This is a genomic window from Mycobacterium sp. SA01 (genome assembly GCF_041287105.1).
GTDB lineage: Bacteria > Actinomycetota > Actinomycetes > Mycobacteriales > Mycobacteriaceae > Mycobacterium.
On the sequence record NZ_JBGGNO010000014.1, the window covers coordinates 293,923 to 308,759 of the forward strand.

The window sequence follows — 14,837 nt, forward strand, 5'->3', positions numbered from 1 at the left end:
CGGCTAGACCGAGTTCTTCAGGTCGTCGACCTTGTCCAGCCGCTCCCACGGCAGGTCGATGTCGGTGCGGCCGAAGTGGCCGTAGGCGGCGGTCGGCGCGTAGATCGGGCGCAGCAGGTCCAGGTCGCGCACGATGGCGCCCGGGCGCAGGTCGAACACCGCGGTGATGGCCTTCTCGATGCGGGCCGGGTCGACGGTCTCGGAGCCGAAGGTCTCGACGAACAGACCGACCGGGGCGGCCTTGCCGATGGCGTAGGCGACCTGCACCTCGACCCGCTCGGCCAGGCCGGCGGCGACGACGTTCTTGGCCACCCAGCGCATCGCGTACGCGGCCGAGCGGTCCACCTTTGACGGGTCCTTGCCGGAGAACGCACCGCCGCCGTGACGGGCCCAGCCGCCGTAGGTGTCGACGATGATCTTGCGGCCGGTCAGGCCGGCGTCACCCATCGGGCCGCCCAGCACGAACTTTCCGGTCGGATTCACCAGCAGCCGGAAGTCCGAGGTGTCCATGGTGTCGTGGCCGAGATCGGCCAGCACGGTGTTGACCACCTTCTCCCGGATGTCCGGGGCCAAGGTGTTCTCCAGGTCGATGCCTGCGGCGTGCTGCGTGGAGAGCACGACGGTGTCCAGTCGCACCGGGGTGGTGCCCTCGTACTGCACGGTGACCTGGGTCTTGCCGTCCGGGCGCAGGTAGTCCAGCACGCCGCTCTTTCGTACCTCGGTCAACCGGCGGGCCAGCCGGTGCGCCAGCGCGATCGGCAGCGGCATGAGCTCCGGGGTGTCCTTGATGGCGTAGCCGAACATCAGCCCCTGGTCGCCCGCGCCCTGCAGATCCAGCGGGTCGCCGGCCCCCTCGACGCGGGTCTCGTGAGCGGTGTCCACGCCCTGGGCGATGTCGGGTGACTGCCGGCCGATGCCGATGTTGACGCCGGCGGTCTCGCCGTCGAAGCCCTTCTCCGAGGAGTCGTAGCCGATGTCCAGAATGCGCTTGCGCACGGTGTCGTTGATGTCGGCGAACGCTTCCTTGGCCGACGTGGTCACCTCGCCGATGACGTGCACCTGGCCGGTGGTGACAGCGGTCTCCACCGCGACGCGGGACTTCGGGTCCGCGGCAAGCAGCGAGTCGAGAATCGAGTCGCTGATGGCGTCACAGATCTTGTCGGGGTGTCCTTCGGTGACCGACTCGCTGGTAAACAGCCGACCTGTGCTCACAGTGTTTTCCTTTCAAGAACTTAGTTCGGCGAATCATATATTCGCCCCTGACAGACCAAACCGGCACGGTACGTCCCGCGCAAGGCTTATGCGCACATTTCGTTATCTTGCGAAGCTAGGCCTCGCGCCGCAGGAGCATCGCGATCGCGTCCACGATACGGCTTGCCATCAGCGTCTTCGACCCGTGTTCCAACGCAAACTCGGTGCCGTCGGCGCTCAACAACCATCCATCGTTGTTGTCCACCTCGAATGCCCGCCCCTCACCGACCGCGTTGACGACGAGCAGATCGCAGCCTTTGCGGGACAGCTTGGCGCGGGCGTGGAACAGCACATCACCTTCTCTGTCGCCGGTTTCGGCGGCGAAGCCGACGATGGCCCGCATGTTGGGCAGCTGCCCGTCGGTGCGCTGACGCACCGCCCCGGCCAGCACGTCGTCGGTCCGCACCAACTCGATAGCGGGCGCATCCACCACATCGGGCTTCTTCTTGATCTTGCTGGCCTCCACGTGGGCGGGCCGGAAGTCGGCGACGGCGGCGGCCATCACGAGAACGTGGGCGTCCGGCGCGTGCTTGGTGACGGCCTCGTGCAGCTGCGCGGCGGACGTGATGTGCAGGACGTGTACGCCGGCGGGGTCGGCGAGCCCGGCGGTGTTGCCGGCGATCAGCGTGACGTCGGCACCGCGCTGGGCGGCGACCCTGGCCACGGCGTACCCCTGCTTGCCGGAGCTGCGGTTGCCGATGAAGCGGACCGGGTCGATCGCTTCGCGGGTGCCACCCGCACTCACCAGGAGTTTGACACCGCTGAGGTCGAAGGGCATCGCATCGGCGCGGGCCAGCAGAAGTTCGGCGAACGTGGTGATCTCCTCCGGCTCGGGCAGCCGCCCGGGGCCGGTGTCGGCGCCGGTGAGTCGCCCGGATGCCGGTTCCAGCACCACCGACCCGCGGCGGCGCAGCGTCTCCACATTGGCGACGGTGGCCGGATGCAGCCACATCTCGGTGTGCATGGCCGGCGCGAACAGCACCGGGCAGCGAGCCGTGAGCAGCGTCGCGGTAAGCAGGTCGTCGGCGCGGCCGGCGACGGCGCGGGCCAGCAGGTCGGCGGTGGCCGGTGCGACGACGACGAGGTCGGCTTCCTGCCCAAGCCGGACGTGCGGAACTTCGTCGACGTCTTCGAAGACGCCGGTGTGAACCGGATGCCCGGACAGGGCCTCGAACGTGGCGGCGCCGACGAACCGCAAGGCTGATTCGGTCGGGATGACGCGGACGTCGTGACCGGCCTCGCTGAGCTGGCGGACGACCGAACACGCCTTGTATGCGGCGATGCCTCCGGCGACGCCGACGATGATCCGCTTGCGGTTCATCAACTGGCCCGGGCTGCTGGGCTACTCGCCTTCGGTGTGCTCGAGCAGATCGCCGTGGATCTCGCGCATCGAGATCGACAGCGGCTTCTCCTGGAGGCCGGGCTCGACCAGCGGGCCGACGTATTCGAGGATGCCGTCGCCGAGCTGGTTGTAGTAGTCGTTGATCTGCCGGGCACGCTTGGCCGCATAGATCACCAGCGCGTACTTGCTCGACACCCGGTCCAGCAACTCGTCGATGGGCGGGTTGGTGATGCCCAACGGTGTGTCATAGGCGGTTGCGGCACCCGGGGCCGGATCGTAGTGATCCGTGCTGGCTTGCGTCACGTAGAACTTCTTCCTGGCGGATTGTGGGTCTGACTCGGTCTGGTGAGGCGGTGTCTCACGCCGGCTGCGGGGGCGGGATTGTCACGAATCGTCGCGGCCCACCAGCAAGGATACCAATTCAGCGCAGGCCGACTCCAATTGGCTGTTCACCACAACCACGTCGAACCGGCCCTGAGCTGCGAGCTCGGCCCGGGCGGTGGCCAGCCGACGCTCCACGTGCTCCTGGGTTTCGGTACCCCGACCGGCCAATCGCTGTTCGAGGGCCTCCCAGCTGGGCGGCGCCAGGAACACGGTCAGCGCCTCCGGCATCGCCCGTTTGACGGCCTCGGCACCGGCCAGGTCGACCTCGATCAGAACCGGGTGACCGGTCGCGGCGGCCTCGGCCACCGGAGCGGCCAGCGTGCCGGACCGTTGCAGACCATTGTGGATCTCTGCCCATTCGAGCAGCTCACCGTCGTCGATCAGCTGCTGAAAACGTGCGGGGGTGACGAAGTGGTAGTCGACCCCGTCCACCTCACCCGGGCGCCGGGCGCGGGTGGTGGCCGACACGCTGAAGTGCAGGTCGGGTACCTGCTCACGCAGGCAACGGACGATCGTCGACTTCCCCACCCCGGATGGCCCGGACAGCACCACCACTCGGCCACGGCCGCGGTGGTCGGGCGTAGCGCCCGCGCTGTCCGGCCCTCCGCCGGCATTCACCGACTGACTAGTCAGCGGTGAAGTCGAACTTTTCCAGCAGTGCCTTGCGCTGCCGATCGCCGAGTCCGCGCAGGCGGCGGGTCGGGGCGATCTCGAGCTCGGTCATGATTTCCTGCGCCTTGACCTTGCCCACCTTGGGCAGGGCTTCCAGCAGTGCGGAAACCTTCATCTTGCCGAGGACCTCGTCGGTCTCAGCGTCCTTGAGCACCTGCTTGAGGTTGGTGCCACCACGCTTGAGCCGATCCTTGAGCTCAGCTCGTGCGCGACGCGCGGCAGCAGCCTTCTCCAACGCGGCTGCACGCTGCTCGTCGGTCAACTGGGGAAGGGCCACGGGTTCCTCCGTCTCATCACCATCATTGTTTTGCCTGGGCCGGGTACTTCAGCCAGCGACGCCGACCGTACCCACGCTCTCTGACGAAATCTAACCCCACCCCCTGATTACCGGTGCAAAGCCGCAGGATATGGCACAAGATCACCTTGTTCGGACAGCTGTCGGGACAGCCGTCCGCCCGCTGCGCGGCGGCGCGCCGATCTTCGCGATCAGGCCGGAAAATGCGCTGCGACCTGCATGTTCTCCACTAACCGGTGGTTCGCCGTAGACCGGACACCCGTCCGACGGGGTGAGCCGGGTCCGAATTTCACCTCACAGGCAGGTCGCGGCGTGTCGGGCGTGTCGAGACGCACCCGTCCGCGCGCTTACCGCACACATAGCTGAGCGAAAGATTTTGCATAGCCCAGCTACCTAACGTGGTGGATGTCGGGGTGTTCAGCAAGAAATTCGACCCTCGAAGGGGCGTGCCATGTCCATCACACATTCCACCCGGGCTGCCGCACTGGCAGTTGGGATCACCATCGCGGGGCTCACGGTGGGAGCGGCGCCGGCGCTGGCCGATCCCGGTCCGGGCCCCGGACCAGGCCAAGGACCAGGCCAGTGCGGTTTCCAGGGCTGCCAAGGACCCGGCCAGCGCGGCCCTGACGGCCCCGGAGGCGATCGCCGCGGCCCCGGCCCGGCGGACTGGCGTGGCGGCCCTGGTAGCGGGCCTGGCGGCCCGCAATGGCGCGGCGACGACGACCGCGGCTGGCGGCCCGGCCCGCCGCCGCGCGACCTCGGCTGGCGCGGGATCGACCAGGGCCGGTGGGATCATCAGCCGTTCAATTACAACGGCAACTGGGTCAGCCCGGTGTTCGACCGGGGCTACCAGGCCTGGGGATTCTGGCTGTTCGGGGTGTGGATCCCGCTCTAGGCCAGATACGCCACCTGGTCACGCAGCTGGTCGGCCGCCGCCCGAATCGCGGCGACGTCCGGTCCGGCGCGCAGGACCTCCCGGCTCACCGCGGGCAGCACCTGCCCGGGTAGGGCGCCCCCGAGACCGCCGAGGGTCTCGGGGCGTCCGCCCTGGGCGCCGACGCCGGGCACCAGCACCGGCCCGCCGAGCCCACTGAGGTCGGGCACCACATCCAGCGTGGCGCCGACCACGACGCCGACCGAGCCCAGTTGCGGCTGGTCGGCCCGGTTGATGGCGGCCGCATCGTCGACGATCGCCTGCGCGACGGTGCGCTGCCCAGTCATGGCGCGCTGCACCGAAGCGCCTTCGGGGTTGGACGTCGCGGCGAGCACGAACACGCCGCGGCCGTTGGTCGCGGCCAGCTCCAAAAGCGGGTGCAGCGAACCGAACCCGAGGTAGGGCGAGGCGGTGACCGCGTCGGCGGCCAGCGGACCGTCGCCGGCCCAGGCCTGCGCGTACGCCGCCATCGTCGACCCGATGTCGCCGCGCTTGGCGTCGGCGAGCACCAGCACACCTGCGTCCCGCAGCGCGGCGATCGTGGTCTCGAGGACCGCGAAACCCGCTGAGCCGTAAGCCTCGAAGAACGCCACCTGTGGTTTGACGATCGCGAATCCGGCATAGGCCTGCACGCAGATCTCGCTGAACCGGGCCAGGCCGTCGGCGCTGACCGGCAGATCCCAGGCGCGCAGCAGCTCCGGGTGCGGGTCGATGCCCAGGCACAGCGGACCGCGCTCGGCGATCGCCGCGGCCAGCCGGACGCCGAAGGTCTCGGTCATCGGCCCATCTCAGTCATGACCCAGCGCGGCGTGCAGTTCCTGCAGCGAGCGCACGTCGATGTCATCGCGGATACCTGCCTCGATGCCCTGCACCGCCGCCGAGGCGCCCTGCACCGTGGTGATGCACGGGACGTTCATCGACACCGCGGCCGAGCGGATCTCGTAACCGTCGATGCGCGGCCCGGAGTTGCCGTACGGGGTGTTGATCACCATGTTGACGTCGCCGGCGAGGATGGCGTCCACCGCCGACATCGCCGGGCGGCCGTCCCCGGGTTCCTCGAAATGCTTGCGCACGACGTCGCACGGAATTCCGTTGCGCCGCAACATCTCCGCGGTTCCTTCGGTGGCCAGCACGCGGAAGCCGAGGTCGGCGAGGCGCTTGACCGGGAAGACCAGCGAACGCTTGTCCCGGTTGGCCACCGACACGAAGATCGTGCCGGTGCTGGGCAGCGATCCGTAGGCGGCGGTCTGGCTCTTGGCGAACGCGCTTCCGAAGTCGCGGTCGATGCCCATCACCTCGCCGGTGGACTTCATCTCCGGTCCGAGCAGCGAGTCGATGCCGGTGCCGTCGGCCTTGCGGAACCGGTGGAACGGCAGCACCGCTTCCTTGACCGCGATCGGCGCGTTCGGCGCCGGGGTGGCGCCGTCGCCGGTCGCGGCCAGCACCCCTTCCGCGCGGAGCTGGGAGATGCTGGCGCCCAGCATGACTCGTGCGCACGCCTTGGCCAGCGGCACCGCGGTGGCCTTCGAGACGAACGGCACGGTGCGGCTGGCCCGCGGATTGGCCTCCAAGACGTAGAGGACATCGTCCTTGAGCGCGTACTGCACGTTGAGCAGGCCGACCACCCCCACACCGTGGGCAATCGCCTCCGTGGCGCGGCGCACCGCCTCGATGTCGCTGCGGCCCAACGTCACCGGCGGCAGCGCGCACGCCGAGTCACCGGAGTGGATGCCTGCCTCTTCGATGTGCTCCATCACGCCGCCGATGTAGACCTCGGTGCCGTCACAGAGCGCGTCGACGTCGATCTCGATGGCGTCTTCGAGGAATCGGTCGACCAGGACCGGATGTTCGGGTGAGAGCTGGGTGGCGCGGGTGATGTAGCCGTGCAACGTCTTCTCGTCGTACACGATCTCCATGCCGCGTCCGCCCAGCACATAGGACGGCCGCACCAGCACCGGATAGCCGATCCTGGCCGCGATGTCGCGGGCCTGCTCGAAGCTGGTGGCGGTGCCGAATTTCGGTGCGGGCAGGCCGGCTTCGTGAAGCACCTGCCCGAAGCGCCCGCGGTCCTCGGCCAGGTCGATGGCCTCGGGCCTGGTCCCGACGATCGGCACCCCGGCGTCGGCAAGCCGCTGCGCAAGCCCCAGCGGGGTCTGCCCGCCGAGCTGCACGATCACCCCGACCACGCCCGGGCCGCCCAGCCCGGACTGCGATTCGGCGTGGTACACCTCGAGGACGTCCTCGAAGGTGAGCGGTTCGAAGTACAGCCGGTCGGCGGTGTCGTAGTCGGTCGACACCGTCTCCGGGTTGCAGTTGACCATCACGGTCTCGAAGCCGGCCTCGCTCAGCGTCGTCGCGGCGTGCACGCAGCTGTAGTCGAACTCGATACCCTGCCCGATCCGGTTGGGCCCGGAACCGAGGATCAGCACCTTCGGCCGCTCGGTCTGCGGGGCCACCTCGGTCTCGGCCGCGGGATCCAGCTCATAGCTGGAGTAGTGGTACGGGGTCTTGGCCTCGAACTCGGCCGCACAGGTGTCGACGGTCTTGAACACCGGATGAATGCCGAGGCGGCGGCGCAGCGCCCGGACCCCGGCTTCCCCGGCCAATTCGGTGCGCAGCGAGGAGATCTGGCGGTCCGACAGTCCGCTGTGTTTGGCCCGGCGCAGCAGGTCCTCGTCGAGGACCGGGGCGTCGATCAGCTCCTGGCGCAATGCCACCAGGCCGGCGATCTGGTCGACGAACCAGGGGTCGACGCCGGAGGCTGCCGCGGTGTCTTCGACACTGGCGCCGAGGCGCAGCGCCAGCTCGATGTCGTAGAGCCGGCCCTCGGTCGGGGTGCGCAGCCGGCCCAGCACCTCGTCCACCGCACCGTCGTCGTCGCGCCCGGTCCAGAACCCGGCGCGGGTGGTCTCCAGCGAGCGCATGACCTTGCCGAGCGCCTCGACGAAGTTGCGGCCCAACGACATCGCTTCGCCGACCGACTTCATCGTGGTGGTGAGCGTCGGGTCGGCGCCGGGGAACTTCTCGAACGCGAACCGAGGCGCCTTGACCACCACGTAGTCCAACGTCGGCTCGAAGCAGGCCGGGGTCTCCTTGGTGATGTCGTTGACAATCTCGTCGAGGGTGTAGCCGATCGCCAGCTTGGCGGCGATCTTGGCGATCGGGAATCCGGTGGCCTTCGACGCCAGCGCACTGGACCGCGACACCCGCGGGTTCATCTCGATGACGATGAGCCGGCCGTCTTTCGGGTCCACCGCGAACTGGATGTTGCAGCCGCCGGTGTCGACGCCGACCTCACGCAGGATCGCGATACCCAGATCCCGCATGACCTGGTATTCGCGGTCGGTCAGCGTCATCGCAGGCGCGACGGTCACCGAGTCGCCGGTGTGCACGCCCATCGGGTCGAAGTTCTCGATCGAGCACACCACCACCACGTTGTCGTGGTGGTCGCGCATCAGCTCGAGCTCGAATTCCTTCCAGCCGTAGATCGATTCCTCGATCAGCACGTTGGCGGTGGGCGATGCGGCCAGCCCGTCACCAGCCATCCGCTCGACGTCCTCGACCGAGTACGCCATGCCCGAACCCAGCCCACCCATGGTGAACGAGGGCCGCACGACCACCGGCAGTCCGAGCTCGGCGACGGTATCCCGGACCTCGGCCATGGTGTAGCAGACCCGCGACTTCGCCGATTCGCCACCGACTTTCGCGACGATGTCCTTGAACTTCTGCCGGTCCTCGCCACGCTGGATGGCGTCGAAGTCGGCGCCGATCATCTCGACGTTGTAGCGCTCCAGCGCGCCGTTCTCGTACAGCGCAACCGCGGTGTTCAGCGCGGTCTGGCCGCCCAGAGTGGCCAGCACGGCGTCGATCTTGTTGCCGCGCGCCGCCTGCTGGGCGATCACCTTCTCGACAAACGCCGGGGTGATCGGTTCGACGTAGGTGTGGTCGGCGTACTCCGGGTCGGTCATGATCGTCGCCGGATTGGAGTTGATCAGGGTGACCTCGAGACCTTCGGCGCGCAGCACGCGGCAGGCCTGGGTGCCGGAGTAGTCGAACTCGGCTGCCTGCCCGATCAGGATCGGGCCGGAGCCGATGACCAGAATGTGCTTCAGGTCGTCGCGACGTGGCATCTACTTCTCCCCCGCCATCAGGTCGATGAATTGGTCGAACAGGTAGTTCGCGTCATGTGGTCCGGCCGCGGCCTCCGGGTGGTACTGCACCGAAAATGCCCGTCCGTCAACGAGTTTGATGCCCTCGACGACGCCGTCGTTGGCACAGGTGTGACTGACCATGGCCGGCCCGAAGTCCGTGTCGAATCGTTCGCCGGCTTCACCTTCCAGCGCGAAGCCGTGGTTCTGCGCCGTGATCGCGACGGTGCCGGTCTGGTGGTCGATCACCGGCACGTTGATGCCGCGGTGCCCGAACACCATCTTGTAGGTGGACCGGCCCAGTGCCCGGCCGAGGATCTGGTTGCCGAAGCAGATGCCGAACAGCGGGATTCCGGCACCGAGCACCGCACGGGTGACCTCCACGATGTGGTCGGCGGTCGCCGGGTCGCCGGGCCCGTTGGACAGGAACACCCCGTCCGGCCGTAGGTCGGCGATCTGCTCGAACGTCGCCCCGGCGGGCAGCACGTGGGTGGCGATCCCGCGCTTGGCGAAGTTGCGCGGGGTGTTGGTCTTGATGCCGAGGTCGATGGCCGCGACCGTGAACCGTTGCGCCCCTTCAGGTTCGACCGTGTACACCGCGTCGGTCGAGACTTGACCGGCCAGGTCGGCGCCCAGCATCGAGGGCTGGTTGCGGACCCGGCTCAGCAGTTCCTCGGTGTCTGCGAGCGCCGGGCCGGAGAACACGCCTGCCTTCATCGAGCCGCGGGTGCGCAGGTGGCGCACCACCGCGCGGGTGTCGATGCCGGCGATCCCGACGATGCCCTGCCGGGTGAGTTCGTCGTCGAGTGTCCCGGTGGCGCGCCAGTTCGAGGGGCGCGGCGACGGGTCACGCACGACGTAGCCGGCCACCCAGATCTTGTCGCCGCGACTCTCGGCGTCCTCGTGGTTCCAGCCGGTGTTGCCGATCTGCGGGGCGGTGGCCACCACGATCTGGCGGTGGTAGCTGGGATCGGTGAGGGTCTCCTGATAGCCCGACATTCCGGTGGAGAACACCGCCTCACCGAGAGTCTGTCCGACAGCACCGAATTCGGTACCGGTGTAGACCCGCCCGTCCTCCAGTACCAGATGGGCTTTACCCGTCACGCTGCTTCTCCTGTTGTCGTCCACCGGGCGTAGTCGCGGCGGTCGTCGCCGCGAAAGCCCGTATCGATCTCAGTGCCTGATGGCAGCCGCCACCGAATCGCCAGAATGCCTGCCGGCGAGTCGGTCTTGTTGCGGCCACCGGGGATGACCTTGCCCGCCAGTCCGCGCTCGGTGCGGATGGCGGTGATGGCGTCTTGCGGGATCCAGATCGGCGTCGCGCCGGAGCGCTCGAGCAGGATGCCCTCGGGGTAGCGGGTCAATACCGCTTTGGACCGGTAGCCCAGGTCACCGGCTGCGATGCGTTCCAGCCAATTCGGTGCCAGCGTACTGCCGACATAGAGGCCGCGGGTCGGCGCGACGGTGGCCGAGCCCAGTAGGTCCGGCAGGGCTGGCAATTCGCCGAGCAGGTCCATCTGCCGGCGGGCCCGTCGCTTCCAGCCGCGCAGCATCCGGCCGATCAGCACACCGATGATCACGACGATCACGAACGCGAAGACGAACGATCCGATCGCCGTACCGGTGTTCATGCGGGGCTCTTCCCGTCCCGCGCCGTGACCACACCGCGCAGCAGGGTCGCGGTGACCGTGGCAGGCAACGTCATCGCGGCGAACGGGGTGTTGGCCGAGCGGCTGGCCAATTCGGTGCCCTCGACCACCCAGGTGGTGTCGGGGTCGACGACGACGAGGTTGGCCGGCTCCCCGATCTCCAGCGGGCGGCCCTGGTCATCGAGACCGACGATGCGGGCCGGGTTCTCGCTCATCACCCGTGCGACGCCGCGCCAGTCCAGCAGGCCGGTCTGCACCATGGTCTCGACGACCACCGACAGCGCGGTCTGCAGACCGAGCATGCCGGGCCGGGCCCGGGAGAATTCACAGCACTTCTCGTGTTCGGCGTGCGGGGCGTGGTCGGTGGCCACACAGTCGAGCACCCCGTCGGCCAGCGCCTGGCGCAAGGCTTGGGCGTCGGCGGCCTCGCGCAGCGGCGGGTTCACCCGGTTCACCCCGTCGTAGCTGGCCAGCCTGCTGTCGTCGAGCAGCAGGTGATGGGGGGTGACTTCGGCTGTGATCGAAATGCCCTGCTGCTTGGCCCATTTGATGATCTCGACCGTTCCGGCGGTGGACGCATGGCAGATGTGGACCCGAGCACCGGCGTCGCGGGCCAGCAGCGCGTCACGGGCGACGATCGATTCCTCGGCGGCCCGCGGCCAGCCGGCCAGGCCGAGTCGCGCGGCGTTGGGACCTTCGTGCGCGACGGCGCCGACGGTGAGGCGGGGCTCCTCGGCGTGCTGGGCGATCAGCACGCCCAGGCCGGTGGCGTACTCCAACGCCCGGCGCATCACCAGCGGATCGTCCACGCACACACCGTCGTCGGAGAACAACTTGACCTGGGCGACCCCGCCGGCCATCAGGCCCATCTCGGTGAGTTGCTTGCCCTGCAGCCCCACGGTGACCGCTCCCACCGGGTGCACGTCGACCAGGCCGACCTGCTGACCGCGCCGCCACACGTGGTCGGTCACCACCGGGCTGTCGGCCACCGGGTCGGTGTTGGCCATCGCGAACACCGCGGTGTAACCGCCCAGAGCCGCGGCGGCCGAACCGGTTTCGATGTCCTCGGCGTACTCGCGGCCCGGCTCACGCAGGTGGGTGTGCAGGTCGACAAAGCCGGGCAGCAGCACCTGGCCGGTGGCGTCGATCACGTCGGCATCATCCGGGACCGCGAGCGTGGGGCCGATCTCGGCGATCTGGCCGTCGGCCACCAGGACGTCTACCTGGTCACCTTCGCCGTAGAGCCGCACACCGCGGATCAACACGCTCATACGCTCACCGCCTCGTCCGTGCCGACCAGCAGATGGAACAGCACCGCCATCCGCACGTGCACACCGTTGGAAACCTGTTGCAGCACAGCCGATTGCGATGAATCCGCCACCGCGTAGGAAATCTCCATACCGCGCAGCATCGGGCCGGGGTGCAGCACCACGGCATGACCGGGCAGCACCGCCTGCCTGCGATCGGACAGCCCGTAGCGGATGGAGTACTCGCGCTCGGAGGGGAAGAACCCGCCGTTCATCCGTTCGGCCTGCACCCGCAGCATCATCACCGCGTCGGCGCCGGGCAGCTCGGCGTCCAGGTCGTGCGACACCGTCACCGGCCAGTCGGAGACCCCGACCGGCAGCAGCGTGGGTGGCGAGACCAGCACCACCTCGGCGCCCAATGTGGCCAGCAGCGATACGTTCGACCGCGCCACCCGGCTGTGCAGGATGTCGCCGACGATCACCACCCGGCGGCCCTCGATGTCGCCGAGGCGCTGGCGCAACGTCAGCGCGTCGAGCAGCGCCTGGGTGGGATGTTCGTGCGTGCCGTCGCCGGCGTTGATCACCGACGGTCCTCCCCCGAGTCGCTCCGCTCCTGCCCCCTGGGCAAGGCCCGGTGCCGGCTCCTCGGCCGTCCACTCCGCCAGCTGCTGGGCGGCGCCGGACGCCGGGTGACGGATGATCAGCGCGTCGGCGCCGGCGGCGCGCAGCGTCAGCGCGGTGTCCCGCAAGGATTCGCCCTTGGCCACCGAGGACCCCGAGGCGCTGACGTTGATCACGTCGGCGCTCATCCACTTGCCTGCCACCTCGAACGACACCCGGGTGCGGGTGGAGTTCTCGTAGAACATCGTGATGATCGTGCGCCCGCGCAGGGTCGGGAGCTTCTTGACCTCGCGTCCGAGCAGCGCCTGCCGGAACCGGTCGGCGTTGTCCAGGATGGCGGTGGCCTCGTCGCGGGTCAGGTCGCCCGCCGAGAGCAGATGCCGGATGGTCATCTGGCGGGACCTCCCTGCGGTGCGATCCAGATACCTTCCACGCCGTCGTCCTCGACCAGCCGCACCTTGACGTTCTCGGCGCGTGACGTGGGCACGTTCTTGCCGACATAGTCGGCCCGCAGCGGCAGCTCACGGTGCCCGCGGTCGACCAGGACCGCCAGCTGCACCACGGTGGGGCGGCCGATGTCGCGCAGGGCGTCCAGCGCCGAGCGGACCGACCGCCCGGTGTAGAGCACGTCGTCGACGAGGATCACCAGGGCGCCGTCGATCCCGCCGGCCGGGATGGAGGTCTCCTCCAGGGCGCGGGGCGGCTTGAAGTCCAGGTCGTCGCGGTAGAGCGTGATGTCCAGGCCACCGCGCTCGACGGTGACGCCGGAGAATTCATGGATCTTGGCGGCCAGCCGGTTGGCGAGGGTGACGCCCCGGGTCGGGATGCCGAGGAGGATGACGCGGGGCGCATCGGGGGCGTCGAGAGCGGTCTTCTCGATGATCTGGTGGGCGATGCGGGAAACGGTTCTACCGACGTCCGCATCGGACATCAATTCGCGGTCGGTGGAGCCCACGAGCTTTCCGGACCTCCTTCTCCGCCTCTCTGGACGGATCGTTAAAGGATGTCGAACTGTCGGGGAGCCTAACACCCCTTGCCGGCGGATCCCGAAACACGCCCGTCAGTAGAGTTCTTACGGTGAACCTCGGGGACAACCGCACCTCCGTCGTGCAGGCAGTCGATTCCGGACTACTGGCCGGGGCCGTCACCCTGGCCTGGCAGCGGGGAAACATACTGCAGGTCAACGAGATCGGGTATCGCGATGTCGAGGCCGGTCTGCCGATGCAGCGCGACACGATCTTCCGGGTGGCCTCGATGACCAAGCCGGTGACGGTGGCGGCCGCGATGGCGCTGGTCGACGAGGGCAAGCTCACACTGACCGATCCGGTCACCCGCTGGCTGCCCGAGCTGGCCGACATGCAGGTCCTTGTGGACCCGGCCGGCCCGCTGGACCGCACGGTGCCCGCGCGCCGGGCCATCACGATCGACGACCTGATGACCCACCGCAGCGGGCTCGCCTACGTGTTCTCGGTTGCGGGCCCGATCAGCCGCGCCTACGGCCGGGTGTCGCTGCGCCAGGACCAGGATCACTGGCTCGCCGAGATCGCCCAGCTGCCGCTGGTGCACCAGCCTGGGGAGCGGCTCACCTACAGCCAGGCCACCGACGTGCTCGGCATCGCGATCTCCCGGATCGAGGGCAAACCGCTGCACACGGTCCTCGCCGAGCGGATCTTCGAGCCCCTCGGCATGTCCGACACCGGCTTCTTCATCTCCCCCGACAAGCGCGCCCGGGCCGCCACGATGTATCGCCTCGACCCGGAATCCGGCCTGCAGCACGACGCCATGGGGCCCATCCCGGTGACCGAACCGCGGTTCGCTCAGGGCGGGGCCGGTCTGGTCACCACCGTCGACGACTATCTGCGCTTTGCCCGCATGCTGCTCGGCGGCGGTGACGTCGACGGGGTGCGGGTCCTGTCGCCGGAGTCGGTGCAGTCGATGCGTACCGACCGCCTCACCGCGGAGCAGAAGCAGTTCCCGTTCCTTGGTCTGCCGTTCTGGGTGGGGCGTGGCTTCGGCTTGAACCTGTCCGTGGTGACCGATCCGGCGAAATCGGGGCAGTTGTACGGCCCCGGCGGGCTGGGCACGTTCAGCTGGCCGGGCGCGTACGGAACCTGGTGGCAGGCCGACCCGGCCAACGACCTGATCCTGATCTATCTGATCCAGAACTATCCGAACATGAGCGCGCCGGCCGAGGCGGTGGCCGGCAACACCTCGCTGGCCAAGCTGCAGTCGGTGCAGCCGAAGTTCGTCCGGCGCACCTACGGCGCGCTGGGTCTCTAGCCCGCCCGCAGCGG

General features: G+C 68.8%; 14 protein-coding genes. 2 read left to right on the plus strand and 12 right to left on the minus strand.

All coding sequences use genetic code 11. The features are described 5' to 3' along the window. Window positions 1-3 precede the first annotated feature (3 nt). The 5 genes from metK to mihF all read right to left on the minus strand — a co-directional run bounded on the left by metK (window position 4) and on the right by mihF (window position 3,926). The gene (gene metK / locus AB4879_RS05900) at window positions 4-1,212 is read right to left on the minus strand and encodes a methionine adenosyltransferase (protein WP_083122934.1); all 1,209 of its coding nucleotides are present in this window, start codon (window positions 1,210-1,212) and stop codon (window positions 4-6) included. Window positions 1,213-1,327: 115 nt separating this feature from the next. Continuing rightward, window positions 1,328-2,572, minus strand: a complete 1,245-nt coding sequence (coaBC, locus tag AB4879_RS05905) for a bifunctional phosphopantothenoylcysteine decarboxylase/phosphopantothenate--cysteine ligase CoaBC (RefSeq protein ID WP_370506831.1) — start codon at window positions 2,570-2,572, stop codon at window positions 1,328-1,330. A gap of 21 nt (window positions 2,573-2,593) precedes the next feature. After that, window positions 2,594-2,896 carry a DNA-directed RNA polymerase subunit omega gene (gene rpoZ / locus AB4879_RS05910; RefSeq protein ID WP_036338010.1) on the minus strand — a complete coding sequence of 101 codons (303 nt, stop codon included), beginning with the start codon at window positions 2,894-2,896 and terminating at the stop codon, window positions 2,594-2,596. An 81-nt stretch (window positions 2,897-2,977) separates the two neighbouring features. Then, on the minus strand, window positions 2,978-3,595 hold the full coding sequence (gmk, locus tag AB4879_RS05915; protein ID WP_370506832.1) for a guanylate kinase: 618 nt from the start codon (window positions 3,593-3,595) through the stop codon (window positions 2,978-2,980). A gap of 7 nt (window positions 3,596-3,602) precedes the next feature. Further along, window positions 3,603-3,926 (minus strand): integration host factor, actinobacterial type, encoded by a 324-nt coding sequence (gene mihF / locus AB4879_RS05920; protein WP_036338016.1) that lies wholly within the window; start codon window positions 3,924-3,926, stop codon window positions 3,603-3,605. A gap of 469 nt (window positions 3,927-4,395) precedes the next feature. On the opposite strand from mihF, the gene AB4879_RS05925 reads away from it, so the two are divergent. Further along, window positions 4,396-4,839 carry a hypothetical protein gene (locus tag AB4879_RS05925; protein ID WP_102807948.1) on the plus strand — a complete coding sequence of 148 codons (444 nt, stop codon included), beginning with the start codon at window positions 4,396-4,398 and terminating at the stop codon, window positions 4,837-4,839. Here AB4879_RS05925 and pyrF read toward each other — a convergent pair. From pyrF to pyrR, 7 genes are read right to left on the minus strand one after another with little or no spacing between them, the layout of a single operon-like run. Further along, on the minus strand, window positions 4,836-5,657 hold the full coding sequence (pyrF, locus tag AB4879_RS05930) for an orotidine-5'-phosphate decarboxylase (protein WP_370506833.1): 822 nt from the start codon (window positions 5,655-5,657) through the stop codon (window positions 4,836-4,838). The two genes, AB4879_RS05925 and pyrF, sit on opposite strands and share 4 nt — an antisense overlap. Window positions 5,658-5,666: 9 nt before the next feature. Continuing rightward, window positions 5,667-9,008, minus strand: coding sequence for a carbamoyl-phosphate synthase large subunit (gene carB / locus AB4879_RS05935; protein WP_370506834.1), 3,342 nt, complete (start codon window positions 9,006-9,008; stop codon window positions 5,667-5,669). Continuing rightward, a complete protein-coding gene (gene carA / locus AB4879_RS05940; protein WP_102807945.1) occupies window positions 9,009-10,130 on the minus strand; it encodes a glutamine-hydrolyzing carbamoyl-phosphate synthase small subunit in 1,122 nt (373 codons plus the stop codon). It abuts the gene before it with no gap. Beyond that, the gene (locus AB4879_RS05945) at window positions 10,127-10,657 is read right to left on the minus strand and encodes a transporter (protein ID WP_370506835.1); all 531 of its coding nucleotides are present in this window, start codon (window positions 10,655-10,657) and stop codon (window positions 10,127-10,129) included. Before AB4879_RS05945 ends, carA begins: the two co-directional genes overlap by 4 nt. Next, window positions 10,654-11,946, minus strand: a complete 1,293-nt coding sequence (locus AB4879_RS05950) for a dihydroorotase (RefSeq protein WP_370506836.1) — start codon at window positions 11,944-11,946, stop codon at window positions 10,654-10,656. Before AB4879_RS05950 ends, AB4879_RS05945 begins: the two co-directional genes overlap by 4 nt. Next, window positions 11,943-12,935 (minus strand): aspartate carbamoyltransferase catalytic subunit, encoded by a 993-nt coding sequence (locus AB4879_RS05955; protein ID WP_102807942.1) that lies wholly within the window; start codon window positions 12,933-12,935, stop codon window positions 11,943-11,945. The genes AB4879_RS05950 and AB4879_RS05955 overlap by 4 nt, the downstream gene beginning before the upstream one ends. Continuing rightward, entirely contained in the window at window positions 12,932-13,498 is a 567-nt protein-coding gene (gene pyrR / locus AB4879_RS05960; RefSeq protein WP_370506837.1) for a bifunctional pyr operon transcriptional regulator/uracil phosphoribosyltransferase PyrR, read from the minus strand. The genes AB4879_RS05955 and pyrR overlap by 4 nt, the downstream gene beginning before the upstream one ends. 122 nt (window positions 13,499-13,620) lie before the next feature. Between pyrR and AB4879_RS05965 the strand changes: the two genes are divergently transcribed. Continuing rightward, window positions 13,621-14,823, plus strand: coding sequence for a serine hydrolase domain-containing protein (locus AB4879_RS05965; RefSeq protein ID WP_370506838.1), 1,203 nt, complete (start codon window positions 13,621-13,623; stop codon window positions 14,821-14,823). Window positions 14,824-14,837: the final 14 nt, after the last annotated feature.

Coding starts and splice junctions, on each gene's coding strand:
- coaBC (WP_370506831.1), bottom strand. CDS start 2,572: ATGAACCGCAAGCGGATCATCGTCGGCGTCGCCGGAGGCATCGCCGCA.
- AB4879_RS05925 (WP_102807948.1), top strand. CDS start 4,396: ATGTCCATCACACATTCCACCCGGGCTGCCGCACTGGCAGTTGGGATC.
- pyrF (WP_370506833.1), bottom strand. CDS start 5,657: ATGACCGAGACCTTCGGCGTCCGGCTGGCCGCGGCGATCGCCGAGCGC.
- carB (WP_370506834.1), bottom strand. CDS start 9,008: ATGCCACGTCGCGACGACCTGAAGCACATTCTGGTCATCGGCTCCGGC.
- AB4879_RS05945 (WP_370506835.1), bottom strand. CDS start 10,657: ATGAACACCGGTACGGCGATCGGATCGTTCGTCTTCGCGTTCGTGATC.
- AB4879_RS05950 (WP_370506836.1), bottom strand. CDS start 11,946: ATGAGCGTGTTGATCCGCGGTGTGCGGCTCTACGGCGAAGGTGACCAG.
- AB4879_RS05955 (WP_102807942.1), bottom strand. CDS start 12,935: ATGACCATCCGGCATCTGCTCTCGGCGGGCGACCTGACCCGCGACGAG.